The 16,667-nt window shown below is 71.5% G+C and carries 15 protein-coding genes; 6 read left to right on the top strand and 9 right to left on the bottom strand.

Annotation, left to right across the window (positions count from 1 at the left end; translation table 11 throughout):
* Window positions 1-4 precede the first annotated feature (4 nt).
* From H0E82_RS01435 to H0E82_RS01425, 3 genes are read right to left on the bottom strand one after another with little or no spacing between them, the layout of a single operon-like run.
* Window positions 5-1,681 (bottom strand): M28 family metallopeptidase, encoded by a 1,677-nt coding sequence (locus H0E82_RS01435; RefSeq protein WP_180543193.1) that lies wholly within the window; start codon window positions 1,679-1,681, stop codon window positions 5-7.
* Between the two features lie 52 nt (window positions 1,682-1,733).
* A complete protein-coding gene (locus H0E82_RS01430; protein ID WP_180543192.1) occupies window positions 1,734-2,324 on the bottom strand; it encodes a DUF4234 domain-containing protein in 591 nt (196 codons plus the stop codon).
* A 48-nt stretch (window positions 2,325-2,372) separates the two neighbouring features.
* Window positions 2,373-3,161, bottom strand: a complete 789-nt coding sequence (locus H0E82_RS01425; RefSeq protein ID WP_180543191.1) for a rhomboid family intramembrane serine protease — start codon at window positions 3,159-3,161, stop codon at window positions 2,373-2,375.
* Window positions 3,162-3,292: 131 nt separating this feature from the next.
* Here H0E82_RS01425 and H0E82_RS01420 point away from each other — a divergent pair, with 131 nt between their 5' ends.
* On the top strand, window positions 3,293-4,498 hold the full coding sequence (locus H0E82_RS01420; protein WP_180543190.1) for a GGDEF domain-containing protein: 1,206 nt from the start codon (window positions 3,293-3,295) through the stop codon (window positions 4,496-4,498).
* A 24-nt stretch (window positions 4,499-4,522) separates the two neighbouring features.
* Here the strand turns inward: H0E82_RS01420 and H0E82_RS01415 are convergent, their stop codons facing one another.
* On the bottom strand, window positions 4,523-5,482 hold the full coding sequence (locus H0E82_RS01415; RefSeq protein WP_180543189.1) for a TerC family protein: 960 nt from the start codon (window positions 5,480-5,482) through the stop codon (window positions 4,523-4,525).
* Window positions 5,483-5,721: 239 nt separating this feature from the next.
* Here H0E82_RS01415 and H0E82_RS01410 point away from each other — a divergent pair, with 239 nt between their 5' ends.
* The 3 genes from H0E82_RS01410 (at window position 5,722) to H0E82_RS01400 (ending at window position 10,273) form a co-directional block, all read left to right on the top strand.
* Window positions 5,722-6,891 carry a class I SAM-dependent rRNA methyltransferase gene (locus H0E82_RS01410; protein WP_180543188.1) on the top strand — a complete coding sequence of 390 codons (1,170 nt, stop codon included), beginning with the start codon at window positions 5,722-5,724 and terminating at the stop codon, window positions 6,889-6,891.
* Window positions 6,892-6,900: 9 nt separating this feature from the next.
* A complete protein-coding gene (locus tag H0E82_RS01405; RefSeq protein WP_180543187.1) occupies window positions 6,901-9,012 on the top strand; it encodes an NHL repeat-containing protein in 2,112 nt (703 codons plus the stop codon).
* A gap of 112 nt (window positions 9,013-9,124) precedes the next feature.
* A complete protein-coding gene (locus tag H0E82_RS01400) occupies window positions 9,125-10,273 on the top strand; it encodes an aldo/keto reductase (protein ID WP_180543186.1) in 1,149 nt (382 codons plus the stop codon).
* Window positions 10,274-10,285: 12 nt separating this feature from the next.
* Here H0E82_RS01400 and H0E82_RS01395 read toward each other — a convergent pair whose 3' ends face one another.
* Together H0E82_RS01395 and H0E82_RS01390 are read right to left on the bottom strand one after the other, a co-directional pair.
* Window positions 10,286-10,951, bottom strand: a complete 666-nt coding sequence (locus H0E82_RS01395; RefSeq protein WP_180543185.1) for a ChrR family anti-sigma-E factor — start codon at window positions 10,949-10,951, stop codon at window positions 10,286-10,288.
* Complete coding sequence (locus H0E82_RS01390; RefSeq protein WP_180543184.1) at window positions 10,948-11,532, bottom strand: sigma-70 family RNA polymerase sigma factor; 585 nt, start codon at window positions 11,530-11,532, stop codon at window positions 10,948-10,950. Before H0E82_RS01390 ends, H0E82_RS01395 begins: the two co-directional genes overlap by 4 nt.
* A 251-nt stretch (window positions 11,533-11,783) precedes the next feature.
* Between H0E82_RS01390 and H0E82_RS01385 the strand changes: the two genes are divergently transcribed.
* Window positions 11,784-12,569 (top strand): hypothetical protein, encoded by a 786-nt coding sequence (locus H0E82_RS01385; RefSeq protein WP_180543183.1) that lies wholly within the window; start codon window positions 11,784-11,786, stop codon window positions 12,567-12,569.
* A 243-nt stretch (window positions 12,570-12,812) separates the two neighbouring features.
* On the opposite strand, the gene H0E82_RS01380 is transcribed toward H0E82_RS01385, so the two are convergent.
* The 3 genes from H0E82_RS01380 to H0E82_RS01370 are packed head-to-tail and all read right to left on the bottom strand — an operon-like array spanning window position 12,813 to window position 14,652.
* Window positions 12,813-13,952: an alpha/beta hydrolase family protein gene (locus tag H0E82_RS01380; protein ID WP_180543182.1), complete on the bottom strand. Its 1,140-nt coding sequence runs from the start codon at window positions 13,950-13,952 to the stop codon at window positions 12,813-12,815.
* A gap of 53 nt (window positions 13,953-14,005) precedes the next feature.
* On the bottom strand, window positions 14,006-14,404 hold the full coding sequence (locus tag H0E82_RS01375) for a VOC family protein (protein WP_180543181.1): 399 nt from the start codon (window positions 14,402-14,404) through the stop codon (window positions 14,006-14,008).
* Window positions 14,404-14,652, bottom strand: coding sequence for a DUF1653 domain-containing protein (locus tag H0E82_RS01370; RefSeq protein WP_180543180.1), 249 nt, complete (start codon window positions 14,650-14,652; stop codon window positions 14,404-14,406). The genes H0E82_RS01375 and H0E82_RS01370 overlap by 1 nt, the downstream gene beginning before the upstream one ends.
* 337 nt (window positions 14,653-14,989) lie before the next feature.
* On the opposite strand from H0E82_RS01370, the gene H0E82_RS01365 reads away from it, so the two are divergent.
* The gene (locus H0E82_RS01365) at window positions 14,990-16,423 is read left to right on the top strand and encodes a DNA recombination protein RmuC (RefSeq protein WP_180543179.1); all 1,434 of its coding nucleotides are present in this window, start codon (window positions 14,990-14,992) and stop codon (window positions 16,421-16,423) included.
* Window positions 16,424-16,667: the final 244 nt, after the last annotated feature.

Below are 16,667 nucleotides of genomic sequence, written 5' to 3'. Positions count from 1 at the left end.
GCGCTCAGCGCGCGGCGGCGTCGGCGCCGAACTGCGCGCCGAAGAAATCTCCCGGATTCCAGCGCGGCGGCGCATCGTCGTCCCCGACCACACGGCTCAGCGCCGCGCTCATCCGGGCCAGGCGCGCGGCATCGCCGTAGTGGATCGGCAGATCCACCTGGTCGCAGGGCCGGTGGTAACAGTTGCGCAGGAACCAGGTCGCGGCGATCTTCGGATCCTGCCCCGGATTGGCCGGCGCGACGCCCGCATCGAGATACACCGCAGGCACGCCGGCGCGCACGAAGGCGTACTGGTCGCTGCGCACGAAGGCCACCTCCTCGGGGAAGGGATCCGGCGACACCTCCACGCCCACCTCGGCGGCCGCGCGGGTCACCGCATCGCGCAGGCTGGAATGCTCGGTGCCGATGGCGACCACGTCGCGGGTGGGCGCGGTGAGCACCGGCATGTCGATGTTGATGTTGGCCACGGCGCGCCCCACCGCCGCGGTCGGATAGCGCGCCAGCCAGGTCGAGCCCAGCAGGCCCTGCTCCTCGCCGGTGAGCGCGGCGAACACCACCGTGCGGCGTGGCGCGGCGTCGCCATCGCGCAGTTCGCGCGCGGCCTCGAGCATGATCGCAACGCCGAGGGCATTGTCGATGGCGCCGTTGTAGAGCGTGTCGCCGTCGACGTCGGGGCCGATGCCGATGTGATCGAGATGCGCGGTGTGCACGATGCTCTGCCCGGCCAGCGCCGGATCGCGCCCCGGCAGGCGCGCCAGGACGTTGCGCGATTCGAGCCGGTCGATCCGGGTGCGGTTGGCCAGGGTCATGCGCCCGGGCAGGGCGAACGGCGTCAGCGTGCCGGCGCGTGCCGCGTCGAACAGCTGGGCCGCGGTGCGCGGACCGTCGGCGAACACCAGATCCGCCGCGGTGGCCGCCACCAGCGCGGTGGCCCGCAGCTGTGGGAAGCCGTCGACCGCCGCCCCCCCGGTGCCGCGCAGGCGCATCGCCGGCTGGTTCCAGCGGCCGGCGATCCGCGCCCAGGGCTGGCCGGCCTCGTCGGCGGCGGTGTTGACCATCACCAGGCCCACCGCGCCGCGTGCCGCGACCGCCTCGGCCTTGGCGCGGCTGGCGCTGTAGTGCGCACGCTGGGTCGGCGGGAAGGTGTCAGGCGCGCCGCCGAAGACCACCGCGATGCGGCCGCGCAGGTCGATGTCGCCGAAATCGTCGTGGCCCAGTTCCGGAGCGTGGATGGCCTGGCCGACGAACACCGCCTGCGCGGTCACCGCGCTGTCGGCGACGTTGAAATTGGGCAGCGGCAGGAACTGCTCGGCAAAGCGCAGGCGCAGCGTGCGACCGTTGCGCGTGATGTCGAGGCGGGCGCCGTCACGGACCACCACTGCGCGGGTCAGCGGCACGCGCTGGAACCAGTCGCCGTCGTCGCCCGCCGGCTCCAGGCCGATCGCCTGGAAGCGTGCGGCCACGTGCCGGCTGGCCAGGTCGAAGCCGGCGCTGCCGGTCAGCCGGCCTTCCATGCGGTCGTCGGCGAGCGTGCGCACGTCGGCCTCGATGCGCTGTCCCGCCGGCGTGTCGTTGGCCACGGCCTGCGCGTCGGGGGTGCCGTCGACGGCCGGCGCGGGCGCGTCGCGGCCGCAGGCCACCAGCAGCAATGCGGCACAGACGGACAGGACGAAGCGGCGCATGGCAGGGTCCGGAGCGGGAGGCGGCGACGGTAACACGCGTCGCGCGGGCGGATCAGCCCGGCAGCAGCCACGCTGCGGCGACCAGCAGCCAGGCCAGGCCGCCGAGGATCATCCAGACCCAGTTGGCCGCGGTGAACCGGCTGTTCGCCTCGCCCGTCGGGTCACCGCTGGCGGTGTTGGCGGCGCGCTGCATCGCCAGCAGGCAGAGCACGACCGGCAGCATCGAGGCCATCGACAGCAGGTCGGTGGCAGGGCTGCCGATCTCCCGCCAGCTGAGCCGCGACAGGATGTTGCCGGCGATCTCGAACACCACGTAACACGTGGCGACCGTGGCCGGCGCCCAGGTGTACCTGCGGCGCCCGGCGTGCAGGCGTGCATCGATCTCGCGTGCCAGCGCATGCGCGAAGATCACCGAGAAGATCGCCCGCGCCACCGGCCAGAGCGTCTCGCCGCCGGTGCGGCGCACCTGCTCCCAGTGGCGATAGAACCAGTAGATGCCGTACAGGCCGAAGGTGGCGACATACAGCACGACCAGCTTCGGGCCCGACACGACGTGGAAGGCGGCCGCCGCCGCCGGGATCGCCGGAGGTGGCCGGACGTCGGCCACGGGTGCGGCGTAGAGGTTGTCGGACGCGTCCTGCATCGTGGTCCTCCATGGTGGCGAGCGGCCGAGTCTAGCGGCAGCGCGCGCTCACGGGGCGTCCCGGTCGGACGGACGCCGCGGAAACTGCAGGACCACGCCACGCGGCGGCTCGGCCTGCGTCCACAACACGGGCACTTCATGCGGCGACGGTGGCTCGAGGGTCTCGCGCGCCTGCTGCGCCGCGCGCTCGGCCTCCTCCTCCTCGATTTCCCAGCTGTAGCGCCGGCGCGGGGGCAGCGGATCCGCATGGCGCAGAAGGAATGCGGCCAGCACGCCGCCGATCGCCCCGCCCATGTGCGATTGCCAGGACACACCCGGCTCCTGCGGCAGGATCGTCAGCAGCATGCCGCCGTAGAACAGGAAGGCGATCATCCCGGCCGCGATCGACGGCCGGTCGCGGCGCAGCAGGCCGAGCACGAACACCAGGAACATCAGGCCGTGGGTCACGCCGCTGGCGCCCAGGTGGTGGGTCCCGGCGTCGCCCAGCCACCACGCCCCGAGGCCGGACCCCAGCCACATCAACGGCAGGCCGCGCAGCGTGGCGCGCGGATACACGGTGAGCGCCAGTGTGCCGAGCAGCAGCAACGCGCTGGCATTGGCGATCAGGTGGCCGGGCGAGCCGTGCAGCAGCGGTGCGGTGAGCACGCCGGCAAGCCCGGACCAGTCGCCCGGGCGCACCGCGAAGGGCCGCCAGTCGAGCGCCGCCTGCACGCCGAATGCGATCACCAGCAGCAGCACCGAGGCGATGCTGGCCTTGAGCGCGGATGCGATGCGCCGGCGGTCGTCGCGGCGCTGGGCCTCGGGATCGATGGGAGCTTCGGGCGAAGACAGGTGCATCGCCCCTCAATGGCGACGCCTGCGCGCGATACAAGCGGCGACCGTCACGTTCCGTGACCCCGGGCGACACGGGCAGCGGGGGCCGGATGCTACGGTGCGCGCCTCGCGCGTGGGCGCGGACAGGAGACCGCATGGACCCGTGGCGCGTGACGTTCCTGTCGCTGTTCGTGCTGCTGTGCGCGGCGCTGGGCACGATGGTGTGGCTGGTCCGGCGCAGCGAACGCATCCGCCAGCGCCGGGGCCTGCGCGAATGGGGCGTCGGACTGGCGCTGCAGGCGCTGTCGTGGCCGTTGTTCGCGGTGCCGCCCACGGTGCTCGGCGGCACCGTCCAGGCCCTGGCCTGTGCATTGCTCGTGGCCGGTCATGCGGCACTGCTGCGGGCGCTCGCCCGCGGCCAGCAGGACCGCGGCCAGGCACCGGCCGGCGGATCGCTGGTGATCTACCTGCCGGCGGTGCTGCTGCCGGCAGCCATTCTGTGGCCGGGCACGAGCGCGGCCCAGCATATCGGCATGTTCTGGGCCGCCGCGCTGGCCTCGCTGCTGCTCGGGCTGTGGCAACTGGCGACCAGCGGCCGCGCGGCCGAACGCGGCAACGCCGAACGCGTGGTGATCGCGATCTATGCCGGCGCGGGCCTGGTCTGCGCGCTGCGCCTGCTCGAGCAGTGGACGCGTCCGCAGTCCGGGCCCGCGTTCGATGCCAGCATCACCCCAGCGCAGCAACTGGCGCTGGCGTACTTCCTGCTCGCGCCCGTGTTCGCCACCTTCGCCTTCGTGCTCTCGCAGCTCGAACGCCAGCAGCGCGTGCTCGAAGGCCTCGCGGCCGCCGACCCCTTGACCGGGCTCGACAACCGGCGCGCCTTCTTCGAGCAACTCGACCGCCGTCTCGCGACGCCGGCCGAGGACGCCGGCCTGACGGCGCTGCTGATGATCGACGTCGACGGCTTCAAGGGCGTCAACGACCAGCACGGGCACGCGGTCGGCGACCAGGTCCTGCGCGCGGTCGCCGGCGCCCTGCGCGCCACGCTGCAGGCGGGCGACATTGCCGGGCGCTTCGGCGGGGACGAGTTCTGCCTGTTGCTGCTGGACGTCGCGCCAGGCGATGCCGGACGGCGTGCCGAGCGCCTGCGCGCGGCCGTCGCGGCGCGGCCGGTCCGGGTGGACGGCCGCGATGCCGCGGTGACGCTGTCGATCGGCATCGCCCAGGTGCGCGGTGGCAGGAGCGCCGACCCCGACGCGTTGCTGGCCGTGGCCGACCGCCGCCTGTATCTGGCCAAGCGCGCCGGGCGCAACCGGGTGATCGATCGCGACATCGAGGTGGAACTGCCTTCGCGCGCCTAGCGGACGCCGGCCACGCGTGCACGGTCAGGGTGCGGACACCGGCTTCGGCGGTCGCGCCAGACTCAGTGTGACCGTCAGAGCCAACACCAGCGCCACCGCGCCCAGCGACCACAGCACCGGGATCTTGTACAGGTCGATCAGCAACATCTTGATGCCGATGAACACCAGCACGATCGCCAGTCCGTAGGGCAGCAGGTGGAAGCGCTCGGCCATGCCGGCGAGCAGGAAGAACATCGCGCGCAGGCCGAGCACCGCGAACACGTTGGACGTCAGCACGATGAAGGGATCGGTGGTGATGGCGAAGATCGCGGGAATCGAATCGACCGCGAAGATCACGTCGGTGATGCCGATCATCACCAGCACGATGAACAGCGGAGTGAACTTGCGGTGCCCGGGCCGGCCGAGCCACAGCGCGCTGCCGTGGTAGCGCCGCACGAAGGGCACGTGCGCGGTCATCCAGCGCAGCAGCGGATTGGTTTCCAGATCCGGCTCCTTGCCGGCAGCGAACCACATCTTGACGCCGGTCAGCAGCAGGAACGCGCCGAACACGTAGAGCAGCCAGTGGAAATGCGCCAGCAGCGCCGCGCCGGCGAAGATCAGGATCGCGCGCAGCGCGATCGCCAGCAGAATGCCGATGATCAGCACGCGCTGGCGCTGTTCCTCGGGCACCGCGAAGTAGGTCATCAGCATCAGGAAGACGAAGATGTTGTCGACCGCGAGCGCCTTCTCGACCAGATAGCCGGTCAGGAATTCCAGGCCGACGCGATTGGCGAGCGCCGCCCCGGCGGTTTCGTGCAGGTACCACCACAGCCCGGCGTTGAACAGCAGCGCCAGCGCCACCCAGCCCAGACTCCACCACAACGCTTCCTTGAACGTGACCTTGTGCGCGCCGCCGTGGCGCATCAGCACCAGGTCGACCAGCAACGCGACCACGACGAGCCCGCCGAAGCCGGCCCATAACCAGAGATTGCCGATCGTTTCCATCGAAGTTCCCGTAGACGTGAAGGACGACCGCAGGTGCGGACGTCTCGGGAACCGGGCATCGGAACCGGGGACACGCCTTCGCCATTGCGGCGAAGGTCTCGCTCACAGCCTGGTGGCTGCCGTGCAACCGGAGCATCGCTGCTCGAAATGACGGCCGGCACGTCGGGAGCTACTCCCCTTCGGGGGCGGATTGTGCGCAGGTCGCCCGGCCCGATCAAGTGGCCGGGTAAACTGCCGCGATGAACGCACCCCACCCGACCGTACACCTGAAGAACGCCTGGCGTTCCAGCCATCCGTGGATCTTCCAGCGCCTGGTGGAGAAGCCGGCGCAGCGCCCGAAACCCGGCAGCATCGTCGACGTGCTCGGCGTCGAGGGCGACTGGATCGGTCGCGGCTTCTACAACGGCCACTCGCGCATCGCCGTGCGCATCCTCGAGACCGATCCCGCAGTGCCGGTCGACGCGGGCTGGTTCTCGCGCAAGATCGCCGCAGCCGTGTCGCTGCGCCGCGACGTGCTGGGCCTGGACACGGTGTCGGACGCCTGGCGCGTGGTGCACAGCGAAGGCGACGGCATCAGCGGCCTGGTGGTGGACCGCTACGCGGATCTGCTGGTGGTCGAGTTCTTCAGCGCCGGCGCGTTCCGCCACCGCGAATGGATCTTCGAGGCGCTGCGCGAGCAGTTCCCCGGCTGCCGCTTCCACAGCTTCGCCGACGAGCACGTGCAGAAGCAGGAGAGCTTCGATTTCCGCGGCAGCGTGCCGGCCGACCCGGCGATCATCACCGAGCACGGTGTGCGCTTCCGCGCCGATCCGGCCGGCGCGCACAAGACCGGATTCTTCGCCGACCAGCGCGAGAACCGCGAATGGCTGAGCCGTCAGGTCGCCGGCAAGCGCGTGCTGGACCTGTGCTGCAACACCGGCGGCTTCGGCGTCTATGCCGCGGCGCGCGGTGCGGCCGAAGTGGTCGGCGTGGACATCGATGCCGACGTGATCGAGATCGCCAAGGCCAACGCGCGGCTCAACGACGCGCGCGTGCGCTTCGTGCAGGCCGACATCTTCCCGTGGCTGCGCGACACCGCGAACGCGGGCGAGCGCTACGACGTCGTGGTGCTGGACCCGGCCAAGATGACCCGCGACCGCGACCAGGTGATTCCGGCACTGAAGAAGTACCTCGACATGAACCGTCTGGCGCTGGGCGTGGTGAAGCCCGGCGGGCTGTTCGCGACGTTCTCGTGCACGGGCCTCGTGAGCGAGGACCAGTTCCTCGACATGCTGCGCCGGGCTTCGTTCTATTCCGGCCGGACGATCCAGGTGCTGCGCGTCGCCGGCGCCGGCGCCGACCATCCGTTTCTGGCCAGCGTGCCCGAGTCGCGCTATCTCAAGGCGGTGTTCTGCCGCGTGCTGGACTGACCCGCGTCGATGGCGCGTGCGTGGCGACCCGGTGCGCGGCCAGCCTTCCAGGCGGTCGCGGCACTGGTGCTGCTGGCCCTGGCGGCGACCGTGCTGCTGCGCTGGCCCGCGCCTGCACCCCCGGCGCGGGAACCACCGTCCCCGTTCGCCCAGCCCGCCCGTATCGACCGCATCGCCGGTGACGGCATCCGCGGCAGCGTGGACGGGCCGGTCGATCGCGCCCGCTTCGACGATCCCTTCGGCCTGGCGGTCGACGCGGGCGGCATCGTCTACGTGGCCGAGGGCGGCGACGGCAATCGGATCCGCCGCCTCCGGCCCGACGGCCGCGTCGACACCCTGGCCGGCGGCGGCGAGGGGTTCGTCGACGGCAGCGGCGTGGCCGCCCGCCTGCACACCCCCTCCGGCCTGGCGATCGACACCCACGGCGTGCTCTACGTCGCCGATACCGGCAACCATGCGATCCGCCGGATCACGCCCCAGGGCGAGGTGAGCACGCTCGCCGGCGACGGCGTGGCGGGCTTCGTCGACGGGCCCGCGCATCTGGCCCGCTTCCACGCCCCGATCGGCATCGCCGTCGGGACCGACGGCACGGTGTTCGTCGCCGACAGCCACAACGACCGCATCCGTGCGATCCGCGACGGCCGGGTGACCACGCTGGCCGGTGGCGACAGGCCGGGCTTCGTCGACGGCCCCGGCGGCGAAGCGCGCTTCGACACGCCGACCGGCCTGGCGACGAATCGCGCGGGACGCCTGTGGATCGCCGACACCGGCAACGGCGCGGTGCGCCTGCTGGATGTCCACGGGGTGTCGACGCCGCTGCTGCAGCCCGGCGATCCGGACGACACGCCGCGCGCGCCACTGGCCCTGGCCGTGGCCGGCGACGGCACCCTCTACATCGGCGAACTGGCCCGTGGGCGCGTGCTCCAGCGCGCGCCGGACGGCCGTCTGCACGTGTTCACCGGCCGCGACATGGCCCAGCGCCTGGCGCGTCCTGCCGGCATGGCGCTGGACGCCCGTGGCGCACTGTGGCTCACCGACGCCGCTGCGCACCGCGTCCACCGCATCGCCCACGTCCACCGCGCCGGCATGAAGCAGAACCTGCGAGACGCGGCCGTCGGGCCGGCGCCCGATGCACCGCTTCCCGACACCCGCGGCCGCTGGCCGCTGGCGCCCCAGGACGGCTGGCACGAGGTCGTCGGCACGATGGGCGAGGTGCGCGGCAACTTCAGCGGCGAGAGCCGCAGCCATCTGCACGACGGCTTCGACGTCCGCGCCGACGTCGGCACGCCGGTGTTGGCGATCGCCGACGCAAAGGTCACGAGCCCCCTGGCCGCGGGCCGTTTCGGCGACCAGGCCGAGAACGTCGCGATCGACGCGCTGACCTACATGCACATCCGCGTCGGCCGCAGTGCGCAGGGCCGTGCACTGGACCCCCGGTTCACGCTGTTGCGGGACAACGCCGGCCGACCGGCACGTGTGCGCATCGCACGCGGCACACGGCTCGCGGCGGGGGACGTCGTCGGTACGATCAATCCGCAGGCGCACGTGCACCTCATCGTCGGGCCGTCGGGCTACCAGCGCAACGCGGTGGGCCTGGGCTTCGCCAATTTCGTGGACCGGGTGGCGCCGCGGATCGATGCAGTCGAGCTGCGCGATCCGCTGGACGTACCGCTCACGACCCGCGAGGACGGGCGCGTCGTGGTGCCGCGCGACGTCGGCGGCGTGCAGATCGTGGTGGAGGCCTGGGACCAGGTCGACGGCAACCTGCCGAGGCGTCGGCTCGGCCTGCACGCACTCGGCTGGCAGATCCTTCACGACGACGGCACGCCGCTGGCCGGGTTCGAGGTGCCGCGCATGACCCTCGATTTCGACCGCATGCCGCCCCATCGCGAGGCGGTGCGTGTGGCCTATGCCGGCGACAGCGGAATCACGGTCCACGGCGCGGCGCGCACGCGGTTCCGCTACGTGGTCACCAACACCGTGCGCGACGGGCACATCGGCACCGGCGTGTGGGCCGTGGATGCGCTGCCGCCGGGCAACTACCGCGTGCGCATCACCGCGCTCGATGCCGCGGGCAATGCCGCCACGACGAACCGCGAGCTCGGGGTGCGGCTGCGCTGACGCGGCGCGAGCGGTTCACGGCCTGCACGCGGCGACGCTGGCACGGTGGTGCCCACCGGCACCGGCCCCACGCTTTCCGCGTCCGCCGTGCACCCACGTTCCGGAGACCGCCATGGCCACACGCCGCCGCTTCCTGTCCACTGCTGCGCTCGGCGCGGCCGCGCTCGCCGCCGCCCCGGTGATCGTCGGGGCCCAGACCACGCCGGGCGATGTGTTGCCCACGCGTGGCACCGTCCGGCGGACCGCCCTGCCGACCAATCCACCCGGCGGGCGGCGCTATCGCCCGTACGCGCGCGTCGGCCTGGGCTGCGCGCCGATCGGCAACAACTGGGCCGTGGTCAGCGAGGAGGACGCCGCGGCGACGATCGAAGCGGCGTGGGACGGCGGCATGCGGCTCTTCGACACCTCGCCCTGGTACGGCCTCGGCCGCTCGGAGCGCCGCCTGGGGCAGGTGCTGGGCCGGAAGCCGCGGGGCGATTACGTGATCTCCAGCAAGGTCGGCCGGTTGCTGAGTGCGACCACGCAGCCGCCGGAGGTCAGCTGGAAGGATCCGCCGCCGTTCGACTACCGCTACGACTACAGCGCCGCCGGCACCCGCCGGTCGGTCGAGGACAGTCTGCAGCGTCTCGGCATCGATTCCCTGGACATCGTGCTGGTGCACGACCTGTCCCCCGACAACGGCGACATGGGCGAACGCTGGGTCGAGTATTTCGAGCAGGCGCGCACCGGCGCCTTCCCCGAGCTGACCAGGATGCGCGAGGAAGGCCTGATCAAGGCCTGGGGCATGGGCGTCAACACACCCGAGCCGGCGCTGCGCGCGATCGAGGTGGCGGATCCGGACATCTTCCTGCTGGCCTGCCAGTACGCCCTGCTCGACCATCAGCGCGCGCTCGACGAGACGTTCCCAAAGCTCGCCGCACGCGACATCTCGGTGATCGTGGGCTCGCCCCTGCTGGCGGGGTTCCTCGCCGGACGCGACCGCTATCTCTACGGCGCGCAGCCGGTGCCGTCGGACGCGAACGAGAAGCGCACCACCGCGCAGCGCATCGCCGCGGCGCACGGCATCGACCTGCGCACCGCCGCGCTGCAGTTCGCCAATGCGCCGGCCGTGGTCTCGGCGATCGTGCCGGGCGCGCGCAACGCGGCCCAGGTGCGCGAAAACATCGCCTCGATGTCGGTGGCGATCCCGGCTGCCTTCTGGGCCGACCTGCGCGAGGCCGGCATCATCGCATCCGACGCGCCGGTGCCCGCAGCGGCCTGACGGCCGCCGCCCTCAGAGGCGCAGGACGGACTGCAGCGCGCGCGCCATCCAGCCGTGGAAACGCATCGGCGCTTCCGTGGCAGCCACGCAGATGCAGGCCTCGCCGGCGGTCGTCACCGGCTGGTGCTCCACGTCCTCGTCGAGATCGGCGACGTCGCCGGCACCGAACCGGCCCAGCGCATCCTCGTAGGCGCCGCGCAGGATCATCGTGACTTCGTGCCCGGCATGGCTGTGCATCGGAATGCCCTGCCCCGGCGCCGTGCGCAGCAGCATCAGGCCGCCGCCGTCGCCGGGCGCCTCGGCCCGGAGGTAGTGCACGCCCGGCACCACGCGGCGCCAGCGCAGCGTGCTGTAACGCGCGCCGAAGAACGGCTGCAGCGAGGCCGGCAGCAGATCCGGGTCACGCACCGGCGCCACGTCACGATGCGCCGGTCGCGGCAGCATCGCTTCGATCCCGAGCCGGGCCCGCAGGGCCTCGCGGGCGCCGGCCGACAGCGGCGCGCCTTCCTGCTGTTCGACCAGGCGCGCGCCGGTGTGCTCGGCATCGCGCACCGCGGCGCGGCAGGTCGGGCAGACCTCGAGATGGGCTGCGACCACCACCGCGAACGCGGTCGGAATGGCGCCGGCCGCGTAGCCCAGCAGGGTGGTCGGATCGGGATGGTGCTGCAGCGGCCTCATGCGTCGGCCTCCAGCAGCCGGTTGCGCAGCCGGGCGAATGCCCGGCGCAGGGTCGATTTCACCGAACCCAGGGGCATGCCGAGCTCGCTCGCGATCTCGCTGTGGCTGCGCGCCTCGAGAAACGACATGCGCACCAGCCGCGCCTGGGTCGCGGGCAGGGCTTCGATCGCGCGGCCCAGACGCACCTGGTCGGCGTAGCTCTCGGGCGCACTGGCATCGGGCGCGTCCATCTCCAGACCCGACTCGAATTCCTCCGGCAGCCCGTCGCCGTAGGCCACGGTGGCCTTGCGGCGCACGCTGTCGATGTAGAGGTTGCGCGTGATGCGGAACAGCCACGTCGCCAGGCTGGCCCGCGACGCGTCGAACTGTTTCGCGCCGCGCCACGCCCGCAGCATCGCGTCCTGCACCAGATCCTCGGCCTTGGACGACGGCGCGCCCAGGCCCAGCAGGTAGCGGTGCAGACGCGGCGCGAAATGGTCGTAGATGCGCAGGAAGCTCTCCTGGTCCTCGCGCGCGGCGACGTGCGCCATCTGCTCGGACCAGTATTTGAGATCGCGCTGCGGCTCGCCCGTGGATGGCATTCGCACAGTCTCGCGCAAGGGCGTGACCTTTTGAGGGAAAGAGGGAGACAGGCGCGGCAGGCTAGTCATGGCAGTGGTGAGAGTGACGTGAGGCGGCCGCGGGGGCGCTGATGGACATCTCTACGTGCCGCGGGGCGGGATGGATCCCCGGCACGCCCGGGATCCGAACCGGCCCGGGGCGCGTACAGGACACCGCCGCCGACGAACGACGCGGCCATCCCCCTTTTCGTTCCCTGTCCGGAGAGTCCCCGATGCGTACATGGCTGATCGTCCCCGTTGTCGCCCTTGCCGCCGCCTCCACCGCACATGCCGCCGGCCCCGAGGCGGGCCGTTTCTCGATGTCGCTGGTCGGCGGCATCGACGTCCCGCTCAGCGGCGACGTGCACGACGGCGCGATCGCCGCCGTGCCCGACCTCGGCCCGCTCAACCCCGCGCTGACCGGCATCAACGCCGAGCTTCGCATCGGGGACCGCGGCCACGATCGCATCTACGACGTGGCCGGCACGGTGGGCGTGGAGTTCGCCTATGCGTTCGACGACCGCTCCGAGCTGTTCGGTCAGGTGCGCCGGACCGAGGCCGACGAAGGCACGGTGCAGGTGGGCGGGGCCTTCGTGCCCGCGCTGGCCACCGAGCTCCCGGTCTTCGGCACGTTCGGCGACTACATGGCGCTTTCGGCCGAGCTCGGCTACCGCTACTACTTCGGCACGCCCGGCTACGCACGCCCCTTCGTCGGCGCGCGCGCCGGCGCCGTGCGCGTCGACGAGATCCGCGCGACGTTCTCGATTCCGGATGCAGGCATCACCATCGCCGACGCCCCCTTCTACGCGTCGGGCTGGGTCCCCACCGGTGGGTTGGACGTGGGCGTGCTCATGCCGGTGAGCGAGCGCTTCAGCGTGACCCTGGCCAGCGGCGTGCGCTACATCGGCGACCTCAAGGACGACGACAGCGCGATCGGTGGCCTCGGCTTGGCGTCGATCAACGACACCGGCAGCCGCTTCTCGGTGCCGCTGACGCTGTCGGCGCGCTGGGATTTCTGATGTCGACGTCCTGCCAGCGCGCATCGTGCGCTGGCAGGGCGGGCGCGGTGGTCCGACCCACGGCGCATGCCCGCGTATGTCTTCCATCAGTCCGACCAGACTGCCTTCCGGAACGCGCAGGAAGGCGGTCTGCAGCGTGGTCGGTCATCGTCGCCAGCAGGCCGACGCCACGAGTGAACAGACCGAACATCGGTGGCGAACTGATCGATCGCGGCCAGGAAGCGCGCGCTTCCCCGTCTGCGCTCAGCCCGCAGTCCGGACCAGCAGGTCGAACGCTTCGAGCATCTGTTCCGGGGCGAACGCGCAGTGCCCCTCACCTGCAGGCGGCATGACGGTAATCCGGTCTGCACGGCCAGCTTCGGCGGCCAGCGCGGGGTAGACGCCGTGATAACGCGGCGGGATCGTCGGGTCGTCGCTGTTGTAGCGCAGGACGAGCGGCTTGCCGATCGTCCCGCGCAGATCTGCAACACCTGCGAGGTACGACGCGGCCTGCGCATCCGCGGGATACCGGCGCACGCCGGCGTTGAACGCTGCATCGTCACCGAACCCGCTGTAGACGGTCTCGCGATTGTCGACCGGCAGACCGCCTGCGCGCACGGTCATCTCGCGCAGCAGCAGTGCGTGCAGGCTGAGTGCGCCGACCAGACCGTCGGTAGATACCTCCAGTGCCTGTGCCAGCGTAGCCGCGGCCGCGGGGTTGGTCGCCAGCGCCGTGCCGACGGTCTGCATCAATGCGATCTGGTCGGCCGGCAGGTCGTCGAGCGGTGCCGCCTTGGGATCGGACAGGCCGGCGCCGGGAAGGCCCGCGTCGGGGAAGAAATAATCGAACGCCACCAGCGAGCGCAGCGCGTCTTCAAATACCTGCGTGGCCGGTACGTTCGCGCCGCACAGCGACAGGGCGCCGTCGTAGGACGCACCGTGCCGCTCCAGGCTCGCGACCGCGATCTGCCCGCCCATCGAGAAGCCGACCAGCCACGTGCGTCGCGGTGCGTGACGGTTCACGACATATGCCCGGAGGCGCTCGTTGTCCGCGATCGCCTCGACGACTGCCCAGCCTTGGGATGCATAGCCGCTTTCGGCCACCGCATAGCCGCGCGCGAGGAACAGCGGCGTCGCCTCGTTCGCCGGCCACGGGTCGGCACGCGGCACGCCGCGTGGCTCATAGCCGTGCAGCAGCACGACAAGTTCGCCATTCCAGTCGGTGGGAATCTCGAAACGCCAGGGCGCGCCGGCGAACGTGCCGGAATCGACGCGCGGGGCCGTCGATTGCGGGACAGCAGGCAACGTTGCCGGCGGCGCAGACTGCCGCGGTTCGCTGCGGCAAGCCGCCAGCAGAGTGAAGGAAACCGCGAGCGCGGCGCCGCGCAACAGAATGCTCCGCATCGTCCAACCTCTCCCTGGCCTGCGCGCGAATATTGCACGCCGGCCGGGTGAGCTCAACCGGCGTCGCTCGCCTCCCCGCCCACCTCTTCCATCAACCCGACCAGGTTGCCATCGGGATCACGCAGGAAACCGATCCACAGCGCGTGGTCGGGCATCTGTGCAGCGAGTGCGGGGGCGCGTTCCGCGGTCGCACCGCGGGTCACGCACGCCTCGAACGTGGCGACGATGTCGCGCACGCCGAAGTACAGCACCGAGTTGCGCCCGGGTTCATCCGCGCCCTGCGGCGTGCTCAGCATCACGCGGACGCCGGCGGCGTCGAGAAATGCGAGTCCGGGCCCGGCACGGAACAGGAACGTCAGACCGAGCACGTCCCGATAGAAGCCGAGCGCGGTATCGACGTCGGACACGGTCACGGCGACCTGGCGCAGCGTGATCGACGGCGTGCCGTGCATTACATGCGCGCCGTGGACGCGGAGACCGGTGCGAAGCGCAGCACCTCCACGCCATCGACGTCGACGGTCTCGACGAACATCGCATAGGGCCGCACCCACAGCGCGCCCTCGCCGTACAGCGGCCGGTAGACCACCACCGGTTCCAGCGTCTCGCTGTGCCGCGCCACGCCGATGACGTCGTAATCGCGGCCCTTGTAGTGGCGGTAGCGGCCGGGCGCGAGTGCGGGCAATACGGGCAGATCGGACATCGGAGTCTCCAGTGGAGGGGCGCGGGTCAGTTTGTGCGCGGCGCGATGGGTTCATCGGCACCGGCAGGCCGATGCCGCGGACGGGCAGACCGCCACCACGACACCGATACGCCCGGCGCGGGCGCCACGCATCGGTGGCGAAGGGATGGATCGTGCCGGGTACGCCCGCTCCGACCAGCCCCAGTCCGCGACCCGTCGCCGTCATCGCCCGGATGCACCGCTGTCTCACCCGGTCGACCGGGCCGATGCGTTGCATCGCAGGCGCCCCGGGTTCGATCCGCCGTTCGAGTTTCGCATCAGGCGCAGCCGCTGAGACGGCGCCCGCTAGAATCACCGGATGAACACCACGCTCGTCCTGCTCGCCCTGATCCTGTTGCTGTCGGCCGTCGCGACCGGGCTGCTCGTCGTCCTCGTACTGCGGCGCACCGACCACGGCGGCGACGTGCTCGAGCGTGCGTTGCGCGACGAACAGCGCGAGGGCCGCGGCGAACTGCGTGCGCAGCTCGATGCCTTCGCCCTGGCGCAGGCGCAGCGCACCGATGCCTTCGGCGCCCAGCTGCAGAGCGTGGCGGCGCGCACCGACCAGCGTCTGGACGAATTCACGCTGCGCACGGACCAGCGGCTCGACAGCTTCACCCGCACCACCGACGAGCGCCTCGACGTGTTGCGTGCCGCATTGGGCGAGGACGCGCGCAAGGCGCGCATGGAAGGTGCGGACCAGCAGCAGCGCTTCGCCGATGCGCTGGGTGCGCGCCTGACCGAACTGACCCAGCGCAACGAGCAGCGCATCGGCGAGATGCGCGCGACGCTCGAGCAGCAGCTGCAGCGGCTGCAGACCGACAATGCGGCCAAGCTCGAACAGATGCGCGAGACCGTGGACGAGAAACTCCAGTCCACGCTGGAGGCCCGCCTCGGCGCGTCCTTCAAGCTCGTCTCCGAGCGTCTCGAACAGGTGCAGCGCGGGCTCGGCGAAATGCAGCAGCTGGCCACCGGCGTGGGCGATCTCAAGCGCGTGCTGAGCAATGTCAAGAACCGGGGCGGATGGGGCGAGGTGCAGCTGGACAATATCCTCGAGCAGACCCTCACGTCCGAGCAGTACGCGCGCAGCGTGCGGGTCAAGCCCGACAGCGGCGAGGCCGTGGACTTCGCGATCCGCCTGCCCGGCCGCGCCGACGACGGCAGCGTGGTCTGGCTGCCGGTCGACGCCAAATTTCCCCGCGAGGACTACGAGCGCCTGCTCGACGCCCAGGAGCAGGGCGATGTCGAGGCCGTGCGCAGCACCACCGCGCAGCTCGAACGGGCGATCCGCGTCCAGGCCAGGTCGATCTGCGAGAAGTACGTGTGCCCGCCGCACACCACCGACTTCGCGGTGATGTTCCTGCCGACCGAAGGCCTGTATGCGGAGGTCATCCGCCGCGCCGGCCTGATCGATCTGCTGCAACGCGAGCACCGCATCGTGGTCGCCGGTCCGACCACGATCACCGCGCTGCTCAACAGTCTGCAGATGGGATTCCGCACGCTGGCCATCGAGAAGCGCTCGAGTGAGGTCTGGCAGGTGCTGGGTGCGGTGAAGACCGAGTTCGGCAAGTTCGCCACCGTGCTCGAAAAGGCCACCGGCCAGCTCGACACCGTGCAGAACAGCCTGAAATCCGCAGGCGTGCGCACCCGTGCGATCGAACGCCAGCTGCGCGGGGTGGAGTCCCTGCCGGCCCCGGACGCGCAGGCGCTGCTGGGCGAAACGCTCGACGACGAGACGCCGTCGCCCGGTTGAGCGGTGCGGGGCGGTGGCTGGTCGCGCACGGCCGGCCCATGTCGCCTGGCGTCCCGATGGGCGCACCCGACGCGCCGGGCCCCGGAAACGAAGCTTCGCGCACCCGCTTGCCGACGACGTGGAGCATCCGCTCGCGCGGGTGGGGAGGCGGTCGCGCGGGATCGGGTCCGTCGCATGCGTCAGCAGCTGGAGGCCGCGCGGGCGATCGGCCTGCGGTTGCGGGGTCATGTGTCCCGTCGCCTGC

It is taken from the genome of Luteimonas deserti, from assembly GCF_013425765.1.
GTDB lineage: Bacteria > Pseudomonadota > Gammaproteobacteria > Xanthomonadales > Xanthomonadaceae > Luteimonas > Luteimonas deserti.
This window is presented reverse-complemented; position numbering and strand designations above follow the sequence as displayed.